The 2,606-nt window shown below is 71.1% G+C and carries 2 protein-coding genes; both read left to right on the forward strand.

Annotated elements, in window-relative coordinates; all coding sequences use genetic code 11:
• The coding region (locus AV521_RS50005; protein ID WP_179023915.1) for a hypothetical protein at positions 1 to 184 on the forward strand (184 nt) is incomplete at its 5' end.
• A partial coding sequence (locus AV521_RS46150; protein ID WP_179023917.1) for a condensation domain-containing protein occupies positions 181 to 2,606 on the forward strand: 2,426 nt, incomplete at its 3' end. The genes AV521_RS50005 and AV521_RS46150, both read left to right, overlap by 4 nt.

Below are 2,606 nucleotides of genomic sequence, written 5' to 3' on the forward strand. Positions count from 1 at the left end.
CGCGGCCGGAGTGGTGATCTCACCGCGTGATGTCTTCCGCCACAAGACCGTCGCCGCACTCGCCGAGGTCGCCACGGACGGCAGCCCCGAGACGAACACGCCCGCACAGCCGCAGGCCCCGCTGCTCTCGCTCGAGCAGGACGAACTGGCAGAGCTTGAAGCCCAATGGGAGAATTCGAAGTGAAGCAAACCTCGCTTGAGGCGGTTCTGCCGCTGTCCCCCCTGCAGGAGGGCATGCTCTTCCACGCCCTCTACGACGAGGACGGCGTCGACGTCTACAACATGCAGGCCGCCCTGGAACTGACGGGCGAACTCTCCGCCAAGAGGCTGCTGCTCGCGCTGGACGCGCTGCTCGAACGGCACCCGAACCTGCGGGCCGGCTTTCTGCGACGCCGCTCGGGCGAACCCATCCAGGCGATCCCGCGGTCCGTGGAGACGCCCTGGACGGAGATCGACCTCAGCCACCTGGACGGCGAACAGCAGCGTGCCCGGCTGGGTGAACTCCTGACCGAGGACAGGCTGCGCCGGTTCACGATGGCCACCGGGCCGCTGGTCCGCTTCACCCTGGTCCGGCTGGCCGAGGACCGGCACGTCCTGGTGTTCACCAACCACCACATCCTGCTGGACGGCTGGTCGCTTCCCATCGTCTTCCGCGAGCTGTTCCAGCTCTATGTGCGCGAGGGCGACGCCTCGACGCTGCCTCCGGTGGTGCCGTACAGCTCCTACCTGGAATGGCTGGGCCGCCAGGACCGTGCCGAGGCCGAGAACGCCTGGTGCACCGAGCTGGCCGGACTCGACGGGCCGACGCTGGTGGCGCCCGCGGTCTCCGACACGGCCGACGGGCTGCTGCACCGCGTCGCCCTGGAACTGCCCGAGCAGCTGACGGCCGCTCTCACCCAGGCTGCCCGCCGCCGGGGTCTGACCACCAACACGGTGGTCCAGGGCGCCTGGGCGCTGCTGCTCAGCCTGCTGACGGACCGTCAGGACGTCGTCTTCGGCGCCACGGTGGCCGGGCGCTCACCGGAGCTGTCCGGCGTGGAACGCATGGTCGGGCTGCTGATCAACACCGTGCCGGTGCGGGTACGGCTCGACCTCGGCGAATCGCTGGGCGCGCTGCTGACCCGCGTCCAGGAGGAGCAGTCGGCACTGCTGCCGTACCAGCACCTGGGACTCGCCGACATCCGGAAGGCGACCGGAGGCGGCGAGCTGTTCGACACCTCCGTCGTCTTCGAGAACTACCCCATCGACCCGGCGACGGCCCGCAGTGCCATACCGGGCCTGGGGATCTCCCTGCTCGACGACGGCATCACCGACACCCCCGAAGGGGCGCACTACCCCCTGAGCCTCGCGGTGTTCCCGGGGGACAGGATGCGCCTGGAACTGGTCTACCGGGCCGACGCGTTCGACCGCGAGACCGTCGACGGGCTCACGGCCCGGCTGCGCAGGCTCCTGGAGACCTTCGTCGACGCACCGGACACCCTCGTGGGCCGTGTCGACTGGCTCACCCCGACCGAGCGGGCCGCACTCGTCGACGCCGCCCACGGCCCCGTACGCAGCCTTCCGGACGCCACGCTGCCCGAGCTGTTCGAGGACCAGGTCCGCCGCACCCCCGACGCCGTGGCGCTGGCGTTCCGGGACGAGCGCCTGACCTTCGCCGAACTCAACGAGCGCGCCAACCGTGTGGCGCGCCTCCTGGTGGAGCACGGCGCCGGTCCGGAGCGGCACGTCGCCCTGGCGCTGCCCCGCACCGCCGAGAGTGTGGTCGCCATCCTGGCGATCCTGAAGTCGGGCGCGGTCCACGTGCCGATCGACCCCGAGTACCCGGCCGACCGGGTCTCCCAGGTGTTCGCACAGACCCGTCCGGTACTCGCCCTGACCACCCGCGTCCTGTCCGCCGACTGGCCGGACGAGGGCCCCGTGCGGATTCTCCTCGACGAGACCGACGCCCTCCCCGGTCGCGACGGGAGCGACCTCACCGACGCGGACCGCTCGGGAGCGCTGTGCCCGGAGAACCTGGCCTATGTCATCCACACGTCCGGCTCAACGGGCCGCCCCAAGGGGGTGGCCGTGTCGCACCGCAGCCTGGCGAACATGTTCCACAGCCATGAGGCCGGCTTCTTCACACCGGAGGCCGAAGCAGCCGGCGGCCGCCCGCTGCGGGTCGCCCTGACCAACACCCTGGTCTTCGACGCCTCGTGGACCGAACTGCTGGCCATGGTCGCCGGCCACGAGCTGCACCTCGTCGACGACGAAGTGCGCCGGGACGCCGACGCACTGGTGCGGTACTGCTCCGAGCACGCGATCGACCTTGTGGACACCACTCCGGGCTTCGCCCGTCAGCTGATGTCCGCCGGGCTGCTCGACACCGACGGCCCCCGGCTGCGGACCCTCGCCCTGGGCGGCGAGGCGGTCGGCGAGGCGATGTGGCGGGAACTGGGCGCCGTCCCCGGGCTGTCCGTCTACAACCTCTACGGACCTGCCGAGTGCACCGTCGACGCCATGCTGGCGCGCGTCGGGGACGCCGAGACCCCCGTCATCGGCAGGGCCGCGGCCAACACCTGTGTGTATGTGCTGGATGGTGGGTTGCGTCCGGTGCCGGTGGGTGT

The organism is Streptomyces sp. IMTB 2501 (assembly GCF_001953885.1).
Classification (GTDB): Bacteria; Actinomycetota; Actinomycetes; order Streptomycetales; family Streptomycetaceae; genus Streptomyces.